The 21,168-nt window shown below is 29.8% G+C and carries 21 protein-coding genes; 19 read left to right on the top strand and 2 right to left on the bottom strand.

Features of this window, described 5'->3' with window-relative positions; translation table 11 throughout:
* Positions 1-6 precede the first annotated feature (6 nt).
* Both ACY1IQ_RS08400 and ACY1IQ_RS08395 read right to left on the bottom strand, forming a co-directional pair.
* A complete protein-coding gene (locus ACY1IQ_RS08400) occupies positions 7-993 on the bottom strand; it encodes an ATP-binding protein (RefSeq protein ID WP_461613532.1) in 987 nt (328 codons plus the stop codon).
* Positions 986-1,969, bottom strand: coding sequence for a DnaD domain protein (locus tag ACY1IQ_RS08395; protein ID WP_461613531.1), 984 nt, complete (start codon positions 1,967-1,969; stop codon positions 986-988). Before ACY1IQ_RS08395 ends, ACY1IQ_RS08400 begins: the two co-directional genes overlap by 8 nt.
* Positions 1,970-2,247: 278 nt before the next feature.
* Between ACY1IQ_RS08395 and ACY1IQ_RS08390 the strand changes: the two genes are divergently transcribed.
* The 19 genes from ACY1IQ_RS08390 to ACY1IQ_RS08300 all read left to right on the top strand — a co-directional run bounded on the left by ACY1IQ_RS08390 (position 2,248) and on the right by ACY1IQ_RS08300 (position 21,038).
* Complete coding sequence (locus tag ACY1IQ_RS08390; protein ID WP_461613530.1) at positions 2,248-3,258, top strand: M23 family metallopeptidase; 1,011 nt, start codon at positions 2,248-2,250, stop codon at positions 3,256-3,258.
* Between the two features lie 229 nt (positions 3,259-3,487).
* A complete protein-coding gene (locus tag ACY1IQ_RS08385; RefSeq protein WP_461613529.1) occupies positions 3,488-3,706 on the top strand; it encodes a hypothetical protein in 219 nt (72 codons plus the stop codon).
* 80 nt (positions 3,707-3,786) lie between these two features.
* Positions 3,787-4,443: a hypothetical protein gene (locus tag ACY1IQ_RS08380; protein ID WP_461613528.1), complete on the top strand. Its 657-nt coding sequence runs from the start codon at positions 3,787-3,789 to the stop codon at positions 4,441-4,443.
* A gap of 633 nt (positions 4,444-5,076) precedes the next feature.
* Positions 5,077-6,984, top strand: a complete 1,908-nt coding sequence (locus ACY1IQ_RS08375) for an acyl-CoA dehydrogenase family protein (RefSeq protein WP_461613527.1) — start codon at positions 5,077-5,079, stop codon at positions 6,982-6,984.
* A 56-nt stretch (positions 6,985-7,040) separates the two neighbouring features.
* On the top strand, positions 7,041-8,240 hold the full coding sequence (locus ACY1IQ_RS08370) for an FprA family A-type flavoprotein (protein ID WP_461613526.1): 1,200 nt from the start codon (positions 7,041-7,043) through the stop codon (positions 8,238-8,240).
* Positions 8,241-8,685: 445 nt separating this feature from the next.
* Positions 8,686-9,135 carry a MarR family winged helix-turn-helix transcriptional regulator gene (locus ACY1IQ_RS08365; protein ID WP_461613525.1) on the top strand — a complete coding sequence of 150 codons (450 nt, stop codon included), beginning with the start codon at positions 8,686-8,688 and terminating at the stop codon, positions 9,133-9,135.
* Between the two features lie 22 nt (positions 9,136-9,157).
* Positions 9,158-10,144, top strand: coding sequence for a beta-ketoacyl-ACP synthase III (locus ACY1IQ_RS08360; protein WP_461613524.1), 987 nt, complete (start codon positions 9,158-9,160; stop codon positions 10,142-10,144).
* Positions 10,145-10,168: 24 nt separating this feature from the next.
* Positions 10,169-10,402, top strand: a complete 234-nt coding sequence (gene acpP / locus ACY1IQ_RS08355; RefSeq protein WP_461613523.1) for an acyl carrier protein — start codon at positions 10,169-10,171, stop codon at positions 10,400-10,402.
* Positions 10,403-10,519: 117 nt separating this feature from the next.
* Positions 10,520-11,455, top strand: coding sequence for an enoyl-[acyl-carrier-protein] reductase FabK (gene fabK / locus ACY1IQ_RS08350; RefSeq protein WP_461613522.1), 936 nt, complete (start codon positions 10,520-10,522; stop codon positions 11,453-11,455).
* Between the two features lie 12 nt (positions 11,456-11,467).
* Positions 11,468-12,403 carry an ACP S-malonyltransferase gene (fabD, locus tag ACY1IQ_RS08345; RefSeq protein WP_461613521.1) on the top strand — a complete coding sequence of 312 codons (936 nt, stop codon included), beginning with the start codon at positions 11,468-11,470 and terminating at the stop codon, positions 12,401-12,403.
* A 14-nt stretch (positions 12,404-12,417) separates the two neighbouring features.
* Positions 12,418-13,158 carry a 3-oxoacyl-[acyl-carrier-protein] reductase gene (fabG, locus tag ACY1IQ_RS08340; RefSeq protein ID WP_461613520.1) on the top strand — a complete coding sequence of 247 codons (741 nt, stop codon included), beginning with the start codon at positions 12,418-12,420 and terminating at the stop codon, positions 13,156-13,158.
* A gap of 21 nt (positions 13,159-13,179) precedes the next feature.
* On the top strand, positions 13,180-14,418 hold the full coding sequence (gene fabF, locus ACY1IQ_RS08335) for a beta-ketoacyl-ACP synthase II (protein WP_461613519.1): 1,239 nt from the start codon (positions 13,180-13,182) through the stop codon (positions 14,416-14,418).
* 2 nt (positions 14,419-14,420) lie between these two features.
* Positions 14,421-14,915 carry an acetyl-CoA carboxylase biotin carboxyl carrier protein gene (accB, locus tag ACY1IQ_RS08330; protein ID WP_461613518.1) on the top strand — a complete coding sequence of 165 codons (495 nt, stop codon included), beginning with the start codon at positions 14,421-14,423 and terminating at the stop codon, positions 14,913-14,915.
* 36 nt (positions 14,916-14,951) lie between these two features.
* Entirely contained in the window at positions 14,952-15,389 is a 438-nt protein-coding gene (gene fabZ, locus ACY1IQ_RS08325; RefSeq protein WP_461613517.1) for a 3-hydroxyacyl-ACP dehydratase FabZ, read from the top strand.
* A 113-nt stretch (positions 15,390-15,502) separates the two neighbouring features.
* A complete protein-coding gene (locus ACY1IQ_RS08320) occupies positions 15,503-16,852 on the top strand; it encodes an acetyl-CoA carboxylase biotin carboxylase subunit (RefSeq protein ID WP_461613516.1) in 1,350 nt (449 codons plus the stop codon).
* 14 nt (positions 16,853-16,866) lie between these two features.
* A complete protein-coding gene (gene accD / locus ACY1IQ_RS08315; RefSeq protein ID WP_461613515.1) occupies positions 16,867-17,751 on the top strand; it encodes an acetyl-CoA carboxylase, carboxyltransferase subunit beta in 885 nt (294 codons plus the stop codon).
* Between the two features lie 30 nt (positions 17,752-17,781).
* Positions 17,782-18,732, top strand: coding sequence for an acetyl-CoA carboxylase carboxyltransferase subunit alpha (locus ACY1IQ_RS08310; protein WP_461613514.1), 951 nt, complete (start codon positions 17,782-17,784; stop codon positions 18,730-18,732).
* Positions 18,733-19,426: 694 nt separating this feature from the next.
* Positions 19,427-20,308, top strand: coding sequence for a DegV family protein (locus tag ACY1IQ_RS08305; protein WP_461613513.1), 882 nt, complete (start codon positions 19,427-19,429; stop codon positions 20,306-20,308).
* Between the two features lie 76 nt (positions 20,309-20,384).
* Positions 20,385-21,038 (top strand): amidase domain-containing protein, encoded by a 654-nt coding sequence (locus ACY1IQ_RS08300; protein ID WP_461613512.1) that lies wholly within the window; start codon positions 20,385-20,387, stop codon positions 21,036-21,038.
* Positions 21,039-21,168 lie beyond the last annotated feature (130 nt).

The following is a 21,168-nucleotide window of genomic DNA, read 5'->3' as shown; positions in this document are numbered from 1 at the left end:
TAATTTTTATGTTACCTTTTTTATTTTAGATTTTTTTAATATTCTAATATCATTTCCATAAAATTTAAAAAGACTAAAATTACCGAATAATCTTGAAGTAAATCTTTCAGAATAAACATCTGATAATTCGCTTAATGCATAATTAGTGGAGATAAGCATTTTCTTTTGCTTTAAAAGCTTTGTATTAAGTAAATTAAAAAGCTCTTTTTTAGAGAAATCTGAGATTTGCTCTGTACCTAAGTCATCAATTATAAGCAAATCACAATTTATAAGACAGTCTTCCATATTACTGTTGTTATTAAATTTAACTTCTTTTAAAGCAGAAATTAAATCATCAGAGGTTTTGTAAACTACAAAATACCCATTCTCAATAAGTTCTTTAGCAATACAATGAGATAAAAAAGTTTTGCCAGTTCCTGAATTACCGTAAAAAAGTAAATTATCTTCAATATCATTAAAGTTTTTTATAAATTCTACAGCTCTTTCGTAGTTACGTTCCATATTTGATCTAGAACTGACCTTTTCATTATTATTTAATTTATTACTAAAATAATTTATGTTAAAGTTATTAAAGTTATTTTTATTAAGTAAATGCTTTAAATCTGAGTTATTGTAATAAAGTTGAACTAAATATTGTTTATAGCAACTACACTTATCTATATAGATATATCCTGTGTCCTTACATTTATTACATCTATACTTTAACGCTAAGTAATTAACGTCATATCCATTAGAAGCCAATAGTTCACCTTTTTTCATTCTAAGATCTATAATTTTTTCTTTTATAGAATCTATAAAGGTTTCCTTGTTATCCATAGATTTTATTGCAGCCAAGGATAATTTCAAAGAAAGTTTTTTTATTTCGTCCTCTATTGCTATAACCATAGGTAATTTTTGTTCAATTTCTTCTTTTCTTAACTTTAAAGCATCTTCTTCAGATTTACGAATATCTTCATAAATTTTCATTATTTCAGAATGATGTTGTTTAATCATTATTATCCCATCCTAGTAATTGTTTCTCTAATTCTTCAAAGTTATAAGATCTTTGTTCATAATTGTTGAAGGTGCCTTTATTTGATAAATTGTTGTTAACTATAGGCTTATGAGTTAATTTCTTTCTATCTTTCTTTTCTATATCCTCTAAAGTTGAAATTCCATCTCTAAACCAGCTATTTAATATTCCATCTATATATTTAAAGTCTGCTCTATTAAGCCTTTCAAAACATATGTCGCAGGACTTATATATAATATCTAAAGGAAATTTATAAACTGTTAACCATTTGGTAAGCATTTCTTCTTGAGGCTTCATAATCTCCGGTGTATTAATACCTAGATATTTTAAAATTTTTCTTATGTTAACCCATTTATCTTCGTGTTTTTTAATGAAACTTTGAGCATCTTCAACAGTTTGAATTTTATCATCATGCCATGCCATGGCAATTTTTTCAAAATATCTGTAATCAACCTTACCTTTAGATATACAGTATTGTATTAAAAGAAGTATTAATTCAGGTGAAAAGTTAAAATCTTTTTGCCATCCTAAATATATTTCAATTTCTTTAGGAGATAAGGTTCTTCCTATAAGTTTTTCTATATCTTGAAGCATATCCTTAATTGAATTGTTATTTAATTCTTTAAGAATATCAATCTTTTTATTGGTATCTTCAAGGTTATTAGTTAAATCTAAAAATTCTATAGTATAGTTGCTCATATTATCTATAGCAGCCATCTTTATAACGCCTACTTCACTCCAATAATTCCACGCATTTAATACGTCTGTTTCTAAAAGAGATAAAGTATTTGCAATTACTGCAGAGTTAGCACCTAACTCTCCGCTTACACAATATTTAAGTCCTAGTAGATATACTTTTACATATTCTCCCCTAGCTGCAGCCATATATTTATCTATAAAGACATTGCTTACAGGTGTATATCCAAAATCTTTATTCTTAAACATGAAAGTACTCATGTACCATCCCTCACTTTTAGTATAAAATACCAACATAATTATTTGCATTGTTTTAAAATATTATTCATTTTATTATCGGCTTAATCAACTGACAATTGAGAGAGGACCATTGTTAATTATGCAGATTTTAATATTACTTTAAAACAGCATATATTTTTTTCTCTCATACTTAGTATACCACATAGTTAAATTTAAATTATGAAAATTACCTAAATACTTATATTATGTTTAAAAATTATCTATAGGGGAATATTATTCTATTAGAAAGGAGGTATAGCTTGAAAAAGATTAAAAGTCATATTAAGGAGATTATAGTAGTTGCAGTAACTATAATTGCAGTAAGCTATATGTTACTTCTTAATAGTTTAGATTACAACGGGTATGTGGTATATAGTGAAGATAGAGCTGTAGCTTATGTAAAAGATAAATTTTGCGTAGATGATGCTTATAATAGTCTAAAAGAAGAGACAGCTTTTAAGGAAATTCAATTAGAAGAGTACTTTAGATTTGAAAAAGGTAAAATTGATATAGACAAATTTTTTACAGAGGAACAATTAAAAAATATGCTTTCAAACTACATAGTTGTCGATGCCTATGCAATGAAATCTGATGAAAAGCTAATTGGATTCGTGAAAAACAATAAGGCAGGAGATGAAGCGTTAAAAAAGGTAAAAGACAAATATATAGATACAGCAAAGCTTGAAGATATAGAAAGTATAGATACAAATAATAACATTTCTTATGAAAAAGTAAAATGTAATTTAAGTTCAGTAATGACTAGTGAACAAATAGCAAATAATATTATATACCATAATAATAATGAGGAAAAATTAATAACTTTTACTATAACTAAAATAGAAAAAGCAAAGCCAGTTATTAATTTAGATTATGAAGATTCTACAGTTGCATTTTTAGAAAAACAGCTTTATGTGCCTGCTAATGGGGTTATTACCTCATATTTTGGAGAACGATGGGGTACTATACATAAGGGATTAGATATTGCTGCAAATGAAAATACTCCAATAAAAGCTGCTTTTAATGGAAAGGTAACATTTTCAGGGGTTTTAAATGGTTATGGTAATGTAATTATTTTATCACATGATAATGATGTAGAAACTTTGTATGCTCATTGCAATAAACTTTATGCAAATGAGGGAGAGAGTATTTCTAAAGGACAGCATATAGCTGATATAGGAAATACAGGAAACAGTACAGGGCCTCATCTTCATTTTGAGATAAGGGTAAATGGAGAAGCTGTAGATCCATTAAAATATATAATGGAAAAATAATTTCAGATGTCTGAAATAAAATAACTAGTCAAAATGCCATGAATATTTTGTGTTATATTGATACAAAGATTCCAAATTGTAGTTGTACTTAAAGTAAGCTGTAACGAGATAGTATAATTCAAAATAGACCAGCATATTGGCTAGTTATTAAGAACATATATAAAATTTTGCTCTACTATATATTATATAAAGCTATTTTAGCTATATTTATAGAGTGAGGTTTTATAATATGAATTATAGCTTAATAATTTTAATAGGAGAAATTTTTAATATTATATTATATGGAAGCATAGTAGCTATATGTACATCATTAATTTTTATAGTGTTACCTTTTAAAATTTTAAGAGCATTAGCAGAATATATTTGTATAATGTTTTTAATATTATGGGTATTGGTCAGTATACTATGTATAGTCACATTAATATTTGAAGTTTTACCTATAAAATAATCTCCGTAACCTATGTTACGGTTATTTTTATGATAACGTGATAACATATAAACAAATTTGATAATACAGGAGGAATAAATATGAGTGCATTTTTAGCTCCAATACATAAATGGTTATTTAATAAAATTATTTTATTTGAGGATATAGAAAGAGCTTTTATTAAAGCTTATATAGAAAAGTATGGTGAAAAAGCAGAAGCTATAATAAATGAATCTAAAGTTTATGGTGAAATGATAGATACAGACAAACAATTAGAAGAGGTTATAGATCTAACTAATATTCATGGATGGCTTCAAAATAAAATAACTAATGCAGAAACTCGTCAAGCTTTTATAATAACTAAGCTTAAAGAAATTTATGGAGAAGAGGTTGAGGACATAGCAGCTAAATTTTATAGGGACAATGGGGTTAAATGTGGTCTTATGTCAAAGGAAAAAGAACATCCCAGTAATGTAATAGATATATTTGATGCTATGAATAACTATTTATTAGAAGGTATGCCTTGTGATAGAGTGCAATCTATTGTGACTAAAGAAGATAATATCGTTGAGTGGTATAATTCAAGATGTATTCATAAGAGCAATTATGATAAGATAGGTGGAAATGTAGAAGTATTTTATAGGCTAAGATTTCATTGGCTAGCTTCATTTGTAAAATATGTGAATAGTGCATATAAATTTGAATATGAGAATGATGTAAATAAAGTTATATATAAAATAGTAAAAGTTATGGATTAGTCCATAACTTTTACTATTTTATTAAGTCATCTAGAGTCTCTTATAAATATGGGGTTACACAATTAAAGTTTAATTTATACGATATTTTAATTTCCATAAGGAAAATTTTTCATAATGAATTAAAAATGAAGAATTATGGTTAAAACTCCATGGCTAAAGCCTTTGGAGTTTTTTAGAATAAATTCTATTTTAGAAATTCACTAATAGTGAATTTCATCCTAAATTTTTCATTCTTAATTATTAATCCTTAATTTCTAAAGAATTAAGTATTTTATAGAAAGTTTATTTTCCAGTGCATATTTTAAGTTTTCATATTGTATGCCTATAGCTATAGGCTTAGTTTTAATTGTAATATTTAGTAATAGGATTATATATACATAGAATATGTAGACAGAAATATTATAACTTTAGAATAAATAATAGGATTTTATGGGGGGGATTTATAAAAAAGTTAAAATTAGGATTGAAATGTATACTTTTTAGGTATACAATAAAGTTATACGGTTTAGGTATACTTTTAAGTAATACATTTAATTAGATAACTTTCACAAATAAAAGATAACTAGATAAGTTGATAAAGTCAATTAAAGAATCATAGTTATGAACTGTGTTAATTAAAGGGGAGGTGTGTTTATGTTTTTCAAGACTACGGAAGAACATGAAAATTTGAGGATAAGAATCAGAAAGTTTGCTGAAGAGAAAATTAAGCCTATTGCATTTATGTTGGATCAGGAAAATAAGTTTCCTTCAGAAGAAATTAAAGAACTAGCTGATATGGGTATGATGGGGATTCCATATTCAAAAGAATACGGTGGAGCAGGGCTAGATGTAATCAGCTACGCAATCGCTGTTGAGGAATTATCAAGAGTGGATGGTGGGACAGGCGTAATTCTTTCTGCTCATACATCTTTAGGTGCATATCCAATTGCTGCTTATGGAACAGAAGAACAAAAACAAAAATATTTAGTTCCATTAGCAACGGGAGAGAAGATTGGTGCATTTGGTTTAACTGAGGAGAATGCTGGAAGTGACGCCGGTGGTACTGAGACTACTGCTGTCTTAGAAGGCGATTATTATATTTTAAATGGTGAAAAAATCTTCATTACTAATGGTGGTGAAGCTGATATTTATATTGTTTTTGCAGTTACTACACCAGATATAGGTACTCGTGGTATTAGTGCATTTATTGTAGAGAAAGGCTGGAAAGGCTTTACTTTCGGACAACATTACAACAAGATGGGGATTCGTTCTTCTGCAACTGCAGAGCTTATTTTTAACAATGTAAAAGTTCCTAAGGAAAATTTGTTAGGCAAAGAAGGTGATGGCTTTAAGATTGCTATGTCAACCTTAGATGGTGGACGTATTGGTATTGCAGCGCAAGCTCTTGGTATAGCACAAGGTGCTTATGAGAATGCACTAGAGTATTCAAAAGAAAGAGTTCAATTTGGTAAACCTATTTGCCAACAACAGGTTATTTCTTTTAAGTTAGCTGATATGGCAACAAAACTTAGAGCAGCTAGATTACTTGTTTATAGTGCAGCAGAGCTAAAAGAAAATCATGAGCGTTATGGTATGGAAGCTGCTATGGCTAAACAATATACTTCTGATGTCTGTCTTGAGATTGTAAACGATGCACTTCAAATATTTGGTGGAAGCGGATATCTAAAAGGCATGGAAGTTGAACGTGCTTATAGAGATGCTAAGATTTGTACAATATATGAAGGAACTAATGAAATTCAACGCATAGTTATTGCTGCTAATATAATTGGTAAGATGCCAAAGACAGAGAATGCAGGTAAAATTTCTAAAAGTGGACCTGCTACAGGTTATCGTAAGAAAGTTATTTTTAAGGATGGAACTCCTAAAGAAAGAGTTGACGCTCTTGTAGAAGCTCTTAAAGCAGATGGTTATGACTTCACGGTTGGAATTCCTTTAGATACTCCTATAAGCAAAGCTGAAAGGGTAGTCAGCGTAGGGCAAGGTATAGGTGAAAGAAAAAATATGAAACTTATAGAAGATTTAGCAGTTCAAGCTGGTGCTGCTATAGGTTCATCTCGTCCAGTAGCTGAGACTCTTAAATATGTACCGATAAATCGCTATATTGGTATGTCAGGTCAAAAGTTCAAAGGAAATCTTTATATTGCTTGCGGTATTTCAGGTGCAGGTCAGCACTTAAAGGGTATAAAAGATGCTTCTACAATTGTTGCTATAAACATTGATGCTAATGCGAAAATCTTTAAGAACGCAGACTATGGTATTGTTGGTGATCTAATGGAAATATTACCATTACTTACTGAAGCCTTAGATAATGGAGAACCTAAAAAAGAAGCTCCACCAATGAAGAAGATAAAGAGAGCTGTTCCAAAGAAAGTTGCTCCAAGCTGGAAATATCATGTATGTAGCGGATGTGGTTATGAATATAATCCTAGCATGGGTGATCCTGAAGGCGAAGTAAATCCAGGTACACTTTTCGAAAATATACCTGAAGAATGGACCTGCCCTGCTTGTGGTGAAGAAAAAGATATGTTTATAGAAGCCTAATTCCTATAATAATTAAACATAATAAAGTGTTTCTAGTGTTAAGGAGGATTTAATCTATGTATTGTGTTAGAAATATAACTGAGGATCTTTATTGGGTTGGTGGCAACGATCGTCGCCTTGCTCTTTTCGAAAATATTCATCCTATTCAACGAGGTGTTTCATATAATTCTTATTTACTTTTAGATGAGAAAACAGTATTATTTGATACTGTTGACTGGTCAATTTGTCGTCAATTACTTGAAAACATTAAAGAGCTTCTAGGGGATAGGACTTTAGATTACATGGTAATAAACCATATGGAGCCAGATCATGCAGCTTGCATTGAAGAGATTATTCTTCGTTATCCAAATGTAAAAATTGTATGTACTGAAAAAGCTTCTTTATTCATGCGTCAGTTTGGTTTCCAAGTTGATGGCAAGCTAATGGAAGTCAAAGAAGGAGATACTATGTCATTTGGAAAACATAATGTTGTATTTGTATCTGCTCCAATGATACATTGGCCAGAAGCTATGGTCACATATGACACTACTAACGGCGTATTGTTCTCTGCCGATGCCTTTGGTTCTTTTGGAGCATTGGATGGTAAACTATTTAATGATGAGGTAAACTTTGACCGTGATTGGATTGATGATGCAAGAAGGTATTATACAAATATCGTAGGTAAATATGGCCCTCATGTTCAGGCTCTTTTAAAGAAGGCAAGTACTATAGACATTAAGATTATTTGTCCACTACATGGACCAGTATGGCGTAATGATTTTGAATACTTATTAGATAAGTATGACAAGTGGAGTCGTTATGAACCTGAGGAAAAAGGTGTAATGATTGTTTATGGAACAATGTATGGCAATACAGAGGCAGCTGCTAATGACTTAGCAACGAGATTAGTAAAAAAAGGAATAACTAATGTAGCTATGTATGATGTTTCAAAAACTCATGTTTCCTATTTGATTTCTGAGACATTTAAATATAGCCATATAGTTCTTGCTTCAGTAACTTATAACTTAAATATTTATCCGCCAATGTTAAATTATATAATGGACATGAAGGCATTAAACCTTCAAAAACGTACTTTCGCAATTATTGAAAATGGGTCATGGGCTCCTCAATCTGGAAAATTAATGCGTAATCTTTTAGATGAGATGAAAGAAATGACAATTTTAGATAGCGATATAACAGTAAATTCTAGCATGAAAGAAGACGATGGGGATTCAATGGATGCTATGGTTGATAGCATTATCGAATCAATGAAGTAATTTTTAAAAATATAAATTTAGGGTCAACTTATGAACAAAATTCATGAGTTGATCTTTTTATATCATCATAATTATAAGATTAATCATAGTAACTCTTAAAAAATTTAAAAATGGTTTCTAAAATTTATAGTATAGAGATATCTAAAAATAATTATTGTCTTGATAGGGCGTTGCAAAAGTGCTACTCTTGCTTAAGATAAAAATTATTTTTTAGTGATTATAAAGATTTCTTAAATTCTAAAGTAGCAAAGATTTTTAGTTTCTATTTTTACAAAGAAGTCTCTTTATATATAATGTATATTTTATACTTAATTTGTAAATATTTAAATACATACTATGTGTTTTTATAATTGTTATATTAAAAAAATATTGACATAGAATAATTATAAGTTTATACTTTGATTATCAAAATATTTGAATATCAAAATAAAGGAAGTAGGAAAATATGAAACAATCTTCTTTAAAAAAGCAGGTATTAAATGAATTATTAGTTCAAACTTTTAATGACATTTTAAAAATAGAACAAAAAGCATTAGCAGAAAGTGTTTTAAAGGATTTATCTATAACTGAAACACATACCATTGAAGCTATAGGTATGTATGAGGTTAAAACTATGAGTGAAGTTGCACAAAATTTAAAAATCACTGTAGGAACTTTAACTACAGCAATAAATAAGCTTGTAAAAAAGGGATATGTTGAAAGAAATAGATGTGAAGAAGATAGAAGATCTGTAAAGATAAAATTAACTAGAAAAGGTAAGCTTGCTTATAGAATACACGAAAAATTTCATCATGAGATGATAAAAGCTACCGTTGAAGGACTTTCACAGGAAGAAGAAGATGTTTTAATTAGATCCCTAGAAAAGCTTAATGAATTTTTTAAATCTAAGTATTAGACTTTATGAACGGGGGTTAATAATGAAAAACGTTCAAATTTTAGGTACAGGAAGCTATGTACCTAACAACATAGTAACTAATGATATGTTGTCTCAATATGTAGAAACTAGTGATGAATGGATAGTTAGTAGAACTGGAATTAAAACTAGATACATATCTAAAGATGAAACTACAACAGAACTAGCTATAAATGCAGCTAAATTGGCATTACAGGATAGCAATACAACAGCAGAAGAAATAGATTTAATTATAGTTGCTACAATAACACAAGATACATTAACGCCATCAACAGCTTGTAATGTTCAAGCGGCAATAGGTGCTAAAAATGCTATGGCATTTGACATATCTTCAGCTTGTAGTGGCTTTATATATGGTATAGACATTGCAAGTCAATTTATAAAAAATGATACTTACAAAAAAGCTTTAGTTATAGGTGCAGAAGTATTATCAAAGATAATTGATTGGAGTGATAGAAGTACTTGTGTGCTTTTTGGAGATGGTGCTGGTGCAGCAGTAATTGCCACAAGTGATGAAGTTGGTATAACTTCTATTCAATGTAAGTCTGATGGTAGCAAAGGAGAATCACTAACTTGCTCTGCTGTAGATTTAAAGAATATATATAATCCTGGTACTAGAGATTTTCACGATAAAGTTGTAATGAATGGCAAGGATATATTTAAATTTGCTGTAGCTGTATTAGAAAAATCCATAGAAAGAATTTTAATAGAAAATAATCTTAATATTGATGATATAGACTATATTGTACCTCATCAAGCTAATTTTAGAATAATTGAAGCAGTATGCAAAAGAAAAAATTATGATATTAATAAATTTTATATGAATTTAAGTGAGTATGGTAATACTTCAAGTGCAAGTATTATATTAGCACTTGATGAACTAAATAAAAAAAATTTACTTAATAAGGGAAACAAAATTATTATCATAGGATTTGGCGGAGGTCTTACTTATGGTAGTGGATTAATAAATTGGAATAAGGTATCTAAATAAAAAGTTCAAAATGGAGGAATAAAAATGGTATTTGAAAAAGTTAAAAAAATAATAGCAGACCAATTAGGATTAGAAGAGGCAGAGGTAACATTAAATTCAACTTTTAATGATGATTTAGGAGTAGATTCATTAGAACTATTTGAAGTAATTATTTCATTAGAGGAAGAATTTAATATAGAAATTCCTAATGAAGAAATAGAAGACATAAAAGATGTTAAAGGTATTGTTGATTATATTGAAAAAAAGATAAATAATTAATATGTATAGCTTCTCAGTCATAACTGAGAAGCTTCCACAATTGTACATTTTAAACTGTAAATTGTGCATTAAAAATTGTGGCAAAACCACAATTTTATTTTTATAGGAGGAATAGATATGAGTTCTACAATTTGTGAAATGCTAAATATAAAATATCCTATAATTCAAGGAGCTATGGCTTGGATTGCGGATAGCTCACTAGCAGCAGCAGTTTCAAATGCTGGAGGTCTTGGGGTTATAGCGGCAGGAAATGCTCCAGCAGAGCATGTAAGAGAAGAAATAAGAAAGGCAAAACAGCTAACAGATAAGCCTTTTGGGGTAAATGTTATGATGCTTAGTCCTCATGCAGAAGATATAGCTAAATTAGTTTGTGAAGAAAGAGTAAAAGTAGTTACAACTGGTGCTGGAAATCCTGGTAAATATATTGCAATGTGGAAAGCTCATGGCATAAAAATTGTACCAGTAGTACCTTCTGTTGGATTAGCAAAGAGAATGGAACGTTATGGAGCAGACGCTGTAGTAGCAGAAGGATGTGAAGCTGGTGGACACATAGGAGAACTTACAACTATGGCATTAATTCCACAGGTTGCAGATGGAGTAAATATACCTGTTATAGCCGCTGGTGGTATAGGTGATGGTAGAGGTGTAGCAGCTGCATTCATGTTAGGAGCTAAAGGAGTACAATTAGGTACTAGATTTCTAGTTGCACATGAATGTAACGTACATAAAAATTACAAAGAAAAAGTTATATCTGCAAAAGATATAGATTCAACAGTAACAGGTAGAAGTACAGGGCATCCTGTTAGAGTGTTAAAAAATAAATTGGCTAGAGAATTTCAAAGGCTTGAAAAAGAAAATGTATCTCCAGAACAATTAGAGCAATTAGGAAGAGGTGCATTGCCAAAAGCTGTTATAGAGGGAGATATCGATATGGGTTCTGTGATGGCAGGACAAATAGCAGGACTTGTAAGTAAAGAACAAAGTTGTGAAGAAATAATAAAGGAAATTTTTGAAGAAACATATAAGGTGATGCTTAACTTTAGTCATTATTAATAGGAGGAAACTATGGATAAAATAGCTTTTATATTTCCTGGGCAAGGTTCTCAGTATGTAGGAATGGGAAAAGAACTTTATGAAAATATAGAGATATGTAGGGATATATTTGATACAGCTAACGAAAGATTAGGGTTTGAAATAAGTAAACTTTGTTTTGAAGGACCTATAGAGGAGCTTAGTATTACAGAAAATACTCAACCAGCTATATTAACTGTGAGCATAGCTTGTCTTAAAGCACTAGAACATTATGGAGTAAAATCTGATATAGCAGCAGGATTAAGCCTTGGAGAATATTCAGCACTTATTTATAGCGATGTTATAAAATTTGAAGATGCAGTTAAATTAGTTAAAAAAAGAGGAAGGTTTATGCAAGAAGCAGTACCAGTAGGACTTGGTGGAATGTCAGCTGTATTAGGTCTAGAAGAAAATATTATAAAAGAAATTTGTAATGAAGTAAGTAATGAAGGTATTGTAGAACTTGCTAACTTAAATTGTCCAGGTCAAATTGTTATAGCAGGAGAGATAAAAGCTTTAGAAAAAGCATCACAGTTATGCAAAGAAAAGGGAGCTAAGAAAGTGGTACAATTACCACTTAGTGCACCTTTTCACACATCAATGCTAAAAACAGCAGCGGAAAAATTATCACTAGAGCTTGATAAAATAGAAATTAGCTCAATGAAAGTTCCTGTAATAACTAATGTGACTGGAGATTATATAAATGAAAATGAAAACATCAAAAATATTTTAAAGTTACAGGTTATGAGCTCAGTTAGGTGGGAAGATACCATACGAGCTATGATAAGAGATGGTGTTGATACTTTTATTGAAATTGGACCAGGTAAAACTTTAAATGGATTTGTTAAGAAAATAGATAGAAGTTTAAAGATATTAAATGTGGAAGATATATCTTCTTTAGAAAATACAGTAAAAAAATTAAAGAGCTAATAGGAGTGAGTATTATGTTACAGGGAAAGAATGTTGTAATAACAGGTGCAAGTAGAGGTATAGGTAGAGCAATAGCATTAAAATTAGCTTCTTTAGGTGCTAATATAGTCTTTAATTTCAAAAATAGTATTAATAAAGCTAATGAGCTTGTAAAAGAAATAGAAGCTTTAGGTGTAAAGGCTAAAGCAGTTCAAGGTGATATTGCTAAACTAGAAGATGCAGAAGAATTAATTAGGATTTGTAAAGAAGATTTTGGTTCCGTAGATGTGCTAGTAAACAATGCTGGAGTAACTAAAGATAATCTTGTTATGAGAATGAAAGAAGAAGATTTCGATATTGTTATAGATACAAACTTAAAAGGTACATTTAATACCATAAAGCATGCAACTCCTATTATGATGAAACAAAGAAGTGGAAAGATTATAAATATAAGTTCAGTGGTAGGTGTGGTAGGAAATGCAGGGCAAGCAAACTATAGTGCTTCTAAAGCAGGGGTTATAGGGCTTACTAAGTCAGTAGCTAAAGAGCTTGGTAGTAGAGGAGTAAATGTAAATGCCATAGCACCAGGATTTATAGAAACAGATATGACAGAGGTTTTAAAGGACAATATTAAAGAAAATTTACTTAATAACATTCCATTAAAAAAGTTAGGTAGTAGTGAGGATGTTGCAAATTTAGTAGCTTTCTTAGCTTCTGAACAATCTAAGTATATAACTGGTCAGGTAATAAATGTAGATGGCGGAATGGTGATGTAGAATTTATAGGAGGATGCATTTATGGATAGAAGAGTTGTTATAACAGGTATGGGAGCATTGACTCCACTAGGGAATAATTTAGAAACTTTTTGGAATAGCATTAAAGATGGAAAGTGTGGAATAGATTTTATAAAAACTTTTGATGTTTCAAATTTTAAAGCAAAAGTTGCAGGAGAACTTAAAAATTTTAATATAGAAGATTATATGGATAAAAAAGAAGCAAAAAGAATGGATAAGTATTGCCAATATGCCATGGTAGCTGCTGAAGAAGCGATTAAAAATTCAAATTTGGATATTGAGTCTTTAAATAAAGAAAGATTTGGAGTAATTATTGGATCAGGTATAGGTGGACTTGAAACTATAACCGTTGAATATAAAAAATTAATAGAAAAGGGACCTAATAGAGTTTCACCATTTATGATACCTATGATAATAGGAAATATAGCAGCTGGAAATGTAGCTATAAAATATGGTGCAAAAGGAATTTGCTCTACTGTGGTTACTGCTTGTGCAACAGGTACAAATGCAATAGGAGAAGCTTTTGAAATGATAAAATCTGGTAGAGCAGATGTAATTATTGCAGGAGGTTGTGAAGCACCTATAGTTGATATAGCAATGGCAGGATTTTCTTCATTAACAGCACTGACAAAAAGTGAAGATCCTTTAAGGGCATCAATTCCTTTTGATAAAGAACGTAATGGATTTGTTATGGGCGAAGGAGCAGGGATTGTTATTCTTGAATCTCTTGATCATGCAAAGTCAAGAGAAGCGAAGATATATGGAGAGATGTTAGGATATGGTGCAACTTGTGATGCCTTTCATATAACTCAACCATCACCAGATGGGGAAGGCGCGGCAAGAGCTATGAAAATGGCTATAGAAGAAGCGCGAATAGAGGCAAAAGATGTTTCTTATATAAATGCTCATGGAACAAGTACTCCATATAATGATAAATTTGAAACTTTAGCAATAAAATCGGTCTTTGCAGAAGAAGCATATAAAATACCAATAAGTTCAACCAAATCTATGATAGGGCATTTACTTGGAGCAGCTGGGGCCGTTGAGGCTATAGTATGTATTAAATCTTTAGAAGAAGGATTTATACCTCCTACTATAGGGCTTAAAATTCAAGATGAAGATTGTGATTTAGATTATGTTCCTAATGTGGGAAGAACTAAACAATTAAAATATGCACTATCTAACTCTTTAGGATTTGGCGGACATAATGCTAGTATTTTACTTAAAAAATGGGAGGACTAATTATGGATTTTAAAAGCTTACAGCAGCTTATAAAAGCTGTTAGTGAATCAAATCTTACATTCTTTGAGGTAGAGCAAGATGGCCTAAAAATAAAAATGAAAAAAGAAATTGAAGTTGTTAATATTCTAGAGAAGAATTCACCTTCTATTATGTGTGAAACATCAGTTGATACGCAACTGGATTTAAAAAATAATAGTAAAAAAACTATGGAAAAATTGCCGGAGAGAGTTGAAGCAGAGGCTTATTGTAGCGAAGACCTATGCACTATAAATTCACCTATAGTAGGAACCTTTTATTCATCATCTAGTCCTGATTCAAAAGTTTTTGTAGAGGTAGGAAGTAAAGTTAAAAAAGGAGATGTACTTTGCATAATAGAAGCTATGAAGCTTATGAATGAAATTGAAAGTGATGTAGATGGCATTATTACAGAGATATTAGTACAAAATGAAGATATGGTCGAATATGGACAATGTCTATTTAAGATAAAGAAAGATTAGAATTCAACAAAAAATTATTATATGGGAGGGAAAAATTTGGAAAAAAGAAGTTATGATATAAAACAAATACAAGAAATAATACCTCATAGATATCCCTTTTTATTTATAGATAAAATTGAAGAAGTTATTCCAGGCAAAAGTGCCATAGGAATAAAAAATATAACTATGAATGAGTACTTTTTTCAAGGACATTTTCCTAAGGAACCTGTACTTCCAGGAGTGATAATTATTGAAGCATTAGCACAAGTAGGTGCAGTTGCATTACTTGATACGGATGACTTTAGAGGTAAAACTGCTTATTTTGGCGGAATTAAAAATGCTAGATTTAGAAAGAAAGTAGTTCCAGGAGATACCTTAAAGTTAAAGGTAGAAATAATAAAAATGAGGGGACCTATGGGTATAGGTAAAGCAGTAGCAACAGTAAATGAAGAAGTAGCTTGTGAAGCAGAGTTAACCTTTGCAGTAGGTGATTAAATTTTAAAGTAGTTTATCTATAATCGAGCTTATATTTAATTTTATAGAAAGTTAAATTTTTAATATTATTTAGGCATATTTTTTCACATGCCTAAACTAGGGAAGGTACAGTTATGTTTAAAAAAATATTGATAGCAAATAGAGGTGAAATAGCTGTTAGAATTATTAGAGCTTGCAGAGAAATGGGCATAAAGACTGTAGCAGTTTATTCTGAGATAGATGTGGATGCACTTCATACTCAATTAGCAGATGAAGCAATTTGTATAGGACCTGCTAAATCTAAAGATAGTTATTTAAATGAAGAAAATATATTAAGTGCTACAGTATTAACAGGAGCAGAAGCTATTCATCCCGGATTTGGATTTTTATCGGAAAATAGTAAATTTGCAAAGATGTGTGAGGAATGTAATATAACGTTCATAGGACCAAGTTTTGAAAATATAGAGAATATGGGAAATAAAGCGAAGGCTAGAGAAATGATGATTAATGCTAATGTTCCTATAGTACCTGGTTCTGATGGAATAATAGAAAACTCTCAAAGTGCTTTAGAAATATCAAGAAAAATAGGATATCCTGTTATGATAAAGGCATCGGCAGGTGGTGGAGGAAGAGGAATAAGGATTGTAAGAGATGAAGAAGAACTCATATCTTCCTTTGAAACTGCTAAAACAGAAGCAAAGACTGCTTTTGGGGATGATTCTATGTATATTGAAAAATTTATTGAAAAGCCAAGGCATATAGAAATACAAATACTTGCAGATAATTATGGAAATACTATCTATCTTGGCGAAAGAGATTGCTCAATACAAAGAAGAAATCAAAAGGTTATGGAAGAAGCTCCGGGACCTACTATTTCTGAAGAATTGAGAATGTCAATGGGAGAAGTCGCAGTAAAAGCAGCTAAAAGTATTGGCTATAAAAATGCAGGCACCATTGAATTTCTATTAGATAAGCATGGAAACTATTATTTTATGGAGATGAATACTAGAATACAGGTTGAACATCCTATAACAGAAATGATTACGGGAATAGATTTAATAAAGGAACAAATAAAAATAGCTTATGGAGAGAGTTTAGTACTTACTCAAGAAGATATAAATTTAAATGGTCATGCTATTGAATGCAGAATAAATGCAGAAAATCCAAGTAAAAACTTTATGCCATGTCCTGGGCAAATAAATTATCTTCATTTGCCAGGAGGATTAGGGGTAAGGGTAGATAGTTCAGTATATCAAGGATATATTATACCACCTACTTACGATTCTATGATTGCAAAGCTTATTGTACATGGAAGAACAAGGGAAGAAGCAATAAGTAGGATGAAAAGAGCATTAGGAGAATTTATAATTGATGGAGTTACTACTAATATAGGGTTTCAATTAGAGATTTTAAGTAACCCTAAATTTTTAAGTGGAGAATTTGATACTAGCTTTATTACTAGTGAACTAGGTTATAACTCTTAAGAGGGGGTAACTCAATGTTTGAGTTTAATAAATTTTTTAAGAAGAATAAATATATTCAGTTAAAGATGGATAATATTGATGATAATTCATCTAAATATGAAGATAATCAAAGTAAACCTAATATACCTAATGGCTTATGGATAAAATGCAACCATTGTGGTAAAGCACTTTATAAAGGAGATTTAAAGAATAACTACATGATTTGTGATAGCTGTGGTTATCATTTTAGAATAAGTGCAAGAGAGAGAATTTCTCAAATTATAGATAATGGTACTTTTATAGAATATGATAAATATATGACATCTTCAAATCCTCTTAATTTTAAAGGATATGAAGATAAAATCAGTTCACTTAAAGAGTCTACTAATATGGAAGAAGCTGTAATTACAGGAGAAGGAAGAATTAATGGTATTGATATTGTAATTGGAGTTATGGATAGTAGATTTATGATGGGAAGTATGGGATCTGTAGTAGGAGAAAAGATTGCAAGAGCTATTGAAAATGCTACAAAAGGTAAAAAGCCTATAATAATATTTACAGCTTCAGGTGGTGCTAGAATGCAAGAAGGAATATATTCTCTTATGCAGATGGCAAAAACCTCAGCAGCTATAGCAAAACATAACGAAGATGGCAATCTATATATTACTGTACTTACAGATCCAACAACAGGAGGAGTGACTGCTAGTTTTGCAATGCTTGGTGATATAATACTATCTGAACCTAATGCATTGATTGGTTTTGCAGGAAGAAGGGTAATTGAGCAAACTATTAAAGAAGAATTACCTGATGATTTTCAGAGAGCTGAATTTTTATTAAAAAAAGGTTTTATTGATAAGGTGGTAAGAAGAAACGAATTAAAAGAAACATTATCAAAGCTTTTAAAATATCACAATTTATAATTAATTAGTGATAAAACAGGAGTGAATTTTATGACACCATTAGAGTTTGAAAAAAGATTATATGAACTTAAAAATAATATAATGGAATTAAAAAAACAAGCTGCTGAGAATGATATGAATTTGGATAATGATATACAAGAATTGGAAATTAAGCTTTATAAAATGCAAAAAGAAGCCTATAAAAACCTTACTTCTTGGGATAAGGTTAGTATAGCTAGATTAGTAGAAAGACCTACTGCTCTTGATTATATAGAGAGAGTATTTAAAGATTTTATAGAGCTTCATGGAGATAGATATTTTGGAGATGATCCTGCTATTGTAGGTGGAATTGCTGATTTTAAAGGAATTCCTGTTACAATAATAGGGATTCAAAAAGGAAAAAATACTAAAGAAAACATAATGAGAAACTTTGGAATGCCTAATGCTGAAGGATATAGGAAAGCATTAAGACTTATGAAACAAGCGGAAAAGTTTAAAAGACCTGTTATATGTTTTATAGATACACCTGGTGCTTTTTGTGGTGTAGGTGCAGAAGAAAGAGGTCAAGGAGAGGCTATTGCGAAAAATCTTATGGAGATGTCCAGCTTAAAAGTACCTATAATATCAATAGTTATAGGAGAAGGTGGAAGTGGCGGTGCATTGGCTATGGCAGTAGCAGACGAAGTGTGGATGCTAGAACATGCCATATATTCAGTACTATCTCCAGAAGGATTTGCAAGTATTCTTTATAAGGATGCTTCAAAAGCAAAGGAAGCTGCTGAAGATATGAAAATAACATCAGAACATTTATTAAACTTTGGAATTATAGATAGAATAATTAAAGAGCCAATAGGTGGTGCACATAAAGATATAGAAGAAATGTCTAACAGTATATGTAGACATTTAGAGGAAACAATATTTAGATTAAAAAAAGAGCCAATAGAAGCATTATTAACACAAAGATATTATAAGTTTAGAAAAATAGGAAAAATTATTGAATAAATATTAAGACATATAAAAATAATAAGTTAACGCAGTAGTTTACATTGTATAATTGTACTATGTTTAGAGAAGGCCTCTATAGCGTTATAGGAAAGGAAATTATGACTTCATTTAATATAAAATACATTAACATTTTTGTTTTATTATTTCTTAAGATGACTAAAAGCATAAAATATCTTAAATTTTAAGATATTTTTATGCTTTTTATTATTTTTAAAGGAATTTTTAGGTTAAATATCTAATTATAGGTATAACATATTACTATATTCAACTTAAACATACTAAAGAAAATAATTAGATAGTATGTTTTATACTGTATTATTTTTGAATAGTTATTTTATTTCAGGCACTTTATATAGCTTGTAATAATGAAATAACAAATGATAGCAATAATTATAACTAGAGAAATAATTATTATTAATTTTAGATTATAATTATTAATTTTAGATTATAATTATGAATTTACATTATAATAAACTAATAAATTTTGATAAAATTATAATAAGACATCTTCGAAAAATAATTTATTAGTATGACAATCTGTTTTGTAATATACTGCTTAAGAAGAAGGTGTCAAATTATCTAACATAAAATATTCGTTGAGTTTTTGAACAGTTATTTTTGTCTTAAACACTTAAAAATTTCTAAATAATAACTATTGAAAGCTATTAAGCTTTATGGAAGGGATGATAAGATGAATAAAAATATAGTTTTAATAATAGACTCTGCTAGCACTGTAACTCTTGACTTTATAAAACAAGAAAATGTTATAGGTATAGGAATTAATTGTAACTATAAAGGCAAAGATGTAATAGATGACTTTGGTGAAAAATTTAATCGTAAGGAATTTTATAAAGCATTAAAATCAGGAGAAATGCCTACAACATCTCAAATAAATAGTTTTAGATTTGAGGAAGTTTTTAAACCTTTAGTTAAGGAAGGCAAATCTATAATCTACATATCTTTAGGTGGAATGTTATCAGGTACTGTTGATAGTGCTAGAATGGCTGTAGAGAATATAAAAGAAGAATATGCTAATGCAGATATATCTGTTATAGATTCAATGTCTGCTAGCCTAGGAGAGGGATTGTTAGGATACTATGCTTATGAAATGATGAAGCAAGGAAAAACTAAAGATGAAATCGTAGATTTTCTAGAAGAAGCAAAAACAAGAACTCATGCGTTCTTTACAGTAAATGATTTATCACATTTAAAAAGAGGAGGAAGAATATCAAGTTCAGCAGCGGTGGTAGGAAGTCTTTTAAATGTTAAGCCTATACTGTATATAAATCATGAGGGACGAATAGTAAGCTATTCAAAGACAAGAGGAACGAAAAAGGCAATAGCAACATTAGTTGAAAAATTTAAAGATAATATAAATCCTGATGAAAAAATAACTGTGGCTATAAGTTATGGAGATAATTATGAAGATGGAAAGCTTTTAGAAGAAGCAATAAGAAAATTTGATAATGTAGAAAAAATAATAACTAATGAAGAAGGAACTATAATTACTAGTCATACAGGACCAGATATGGTTGGATTATTTTTTATGGGAAAATTAAGAGAAAAAGTTTAGCATGGAAAATATTGGTTAACAAATTATATATAGTTGCGTATATAATTAATAATAGGAATAATAAGTAGGTGGTAATTTGAGTTTTAGAAATATGGCACGTAAAATTAAGAAAAACATAATTAACCCTCTACTTAATGATGAAAAAAGCAACAAGAGAGCTGGAAAGTATAATAGAGAAGCTGCGAAAACTTATGCTGAGATGTATGCAGAAAGTCCTAATAATAAATATCCTTTATTTAAAGGTGATGACTGCACAAATTTTGTATCGCAAGTTTTAGCAGCAGGCGGTATGAAAAATATAGGTCAAGATTATGGTAGCTATCAAAGTTGGTTTTGTTATACAAATGATGAAAAACAATTAAAAAAAATATCTTTAAGTTGGAGAAGTGCAAGATATTTTAAGCGATACTGGGGTAATGAAAATGGATTTGGTCAAAATGCTGCTAAGGTATTTAAAAAAATGACAGTATTAGAAGCACTAAATAACTTTAATTCATTATATGATTTTCTTCAAATAGGAGATGTAGTTCAATATGGAGATCCCCAAAATTATAATCATCCCTATCACTCTCAAGTTATACATGCAAAAGAATATAATTTAGTTCTTGGTCAAAATGATTTATTTATGGCACAACATAGTGTAAACAGAAAAAATGTGTCCTTATATGATTATTTAAAGTTATTACAAAATAAAGAAATTAGATATATATATATCTATCATATTGATTAAATATTATAAAATAATTAATCAAATATATGACGAATATTTTGTGATATATAAATCAATAGATTTTACTAATAGTTAGTTACATTAGTGGTATGCTGACTTAGTATGATACAAAATAGGTACAGTATATTGA

The sequence above is a fragment of the Clostridium sp. Marseille-QA1073 genome (assembly GCF_054863625.1).
This window is presented reverse-complemented; position numbering and strand designations above follow the sequence as displayed.

Excerpts from the sequence above, each read along its gene's own strand:
- accB (WP_461613518.1), top strand. The coding sequence starts at position 14,421 with ATGGATTTTAAAAGCTTACAGCAGCTTATAAAAGCTGTTAGTGAATCA.
- ACY1IQ_RS08370 (WP_461613526.1), top strand. The coding sequence starts at position 7,041 with ATGTATTGTGTTAGAAATATAACTGAGGATCTTTATTGGGTTGGTGGC.
- ACY1IQ_RS08380 (WP_461613528.1), top strand. The coding sequence starts at position 3,787 with ATGAGTGCATTTTTAGCTCCAATACATAAATGGTTATTTAATAAAATT.
- ACY1IQ_RS08360 (WP_461613524.1), top strand. The coding sequence starts at position 9,158 with ATGAAAAACGTTCAAATTTTAGGTACAGGAAGCTATGTACCTAACAAC.
- fabD (WP_461613521.1), top strand. The coding sequence starts at position 11,468 with ATGGATAAAATAGCTTTTATATTTCCTGGGCAAGGTTCTCAGTATGTA.
- fabG (WP_461613520.1), top strand. The coding sequence starts at position 12,418 with ATGTTACAGGGAAAGAATGTTGTAATAACAGGTGCAAGTAGAGGTATA.
- ACY1IQ_RS08375 (WP_461613527.1), top strand. The coding sequence starts at position 5,077 with ATGTTTTTCAAGACTACGGAAGAACATGAAAATTTGAGGATAAGAATC.
- acpP (WP_461613523.1), top strand. The coding sequence starts at position 10,169 with ATGGTATTTGAAAAAGTTAAAAAAATAATAGCAGACCAATTAGGATTA.
- fabK (WP_461613522.1), top strand. The coding sequence starts at position 10,520 with ATGAGTTCTACAATTTGTGAAATGCTAAATATAAAATATCCTATAATT.
- ACY1IQ_RS08310 (WP_461613514.1), top strand. The coding sequence starts at position 17,782 with ATGACACCATTAGAGTTTGAAAAAAGATTATATGAACTTAAAAATAAT.
- ACY1IQ_RS08320 (WP_461613516.1), top strand. The coding sequence starts at position 15,503 with ATGTTTAAAAAAATATTGATAGCAAATAGAGGTGAAATAGCTGTTAGA.
- ACY1IQ_RS08400 (WP_461613532.1), bottom strand. The coding sequence starts at position 993 with ATGATTAAACAACATCATTCTGAAATAATGAAAATTTATGAAGATATT.
- ACY1IQ_RS08395 (WP_461613531.1), bottom strand. The coding sequence starts at position 1,969 with ATGAGTACTTTCATGTTTAAGAATAAAGATTTTGGATATACACCTGTA.
- ACY1IQ_RS08305 (WP_461613513.1), top strand. The coding sequence starts at position 19,427 with ATGAATAAAAATATAGTTTTAATAATAGACTCTGCTAGCACTGTAACT.
- ACY1IQ_RS08385 (WP_461613529.1), top strand. The coding sequence starts at position 3,488 with ATGAATTATAGCTTAATAATTTTAATAGGAGAAATTTTTAATATTATA.
- accD (WP_461613515.1), top strand. The coding sequence starts at position 16,867 with ATGTTTGAGTTTAATAAATTTTTTAAGAAGAATAAATATATTCAGTTA.
- fabF (WP_461613519.1), top strand. The coding sequence starts at position 13,180 with ATGGATAGAAGAGTTGTTATAACAGGTATGGGAGCATTGACTCCACTA.
- ACY1IQ_RS08365 (WP_461613525.1), top strand. The coding sequence starts at position 8,686 with ATGAAACAATCTTCTTTAAAAAAGCAGGTATTAAATGAATTATTAGTT.